The sequence below is a fragment of the Devosia chinhatensis genome, from assembly GCF_000969445.1.
Lineage (GTDB): Bacteria > Pseudomonadota > Alphaproteobacteria > Rhizobiales > Devosiaceae > Devosia > Devosia chinhatensis.
Genome location: NZ_JZEY01000065.1, coordinates 1 through 511, shown reverse-complemented (window position 1 = coordinate 511; position 511 = coordinate 1). Strand labels below are relative to the sequence as shown.

The window sequence follows — 511 nt, the reverse complement described above, 5'->3', positions numbered from 1 at the left end:
GGCGGCGCCCGGCCAGCTCCTGCCGACTGAGCTGCAACAAAAGGGTCGGGTGCTGCAATGGCCGGGTTGGCCGGCCGCCCATCTCAACCCTGCCGGGTGCTACGCCGTGATGGCCCTGCAGCGCAAGACCCCGGGCTATCACGATCCGCACGCCATTGCCGCTTCCCTGGACCGCTGGACGCCCCGGCCCGACACTCTCCATGCCGAGCGTGGCTGCAACGGCACCTTCCTCGGCGACTCGTGCCTTTCACTTGCCGGCCTCCGCCTTCAGCCTTGCCGCCGCCCGCCTCGGCCCGCCGCTGCAGGCTGTGGTCAACCTTTCGCTGCATGCCCGGCAGGTCGACCTCATCCGGCACCACCTCCATTCAGCGCCACGCCGCCTGGCCCTGCCCTCGTACCAGCACGCTCCGCCTGCACTCGCCTCCCTCCTGACCCAGCCCGGGTCCCGTCGGCTCATCCCAACCGGCCCTGACGACGCCGGCGTCTTGCCGGACCAGAGTCGCCTCGAGGA

The 511-nt window shown here is 71.0% G+C and carries 1 pseudogene; it reads left to right on the top strand.

The annotated features are described in order from the left end of the window. Positions 1–251 precede the first annotated feature (251 nt). Positions 252–511, top strand: a pseudogene (locus VE26_RS18340) (hypothetical protein); the annotation flags it as partial.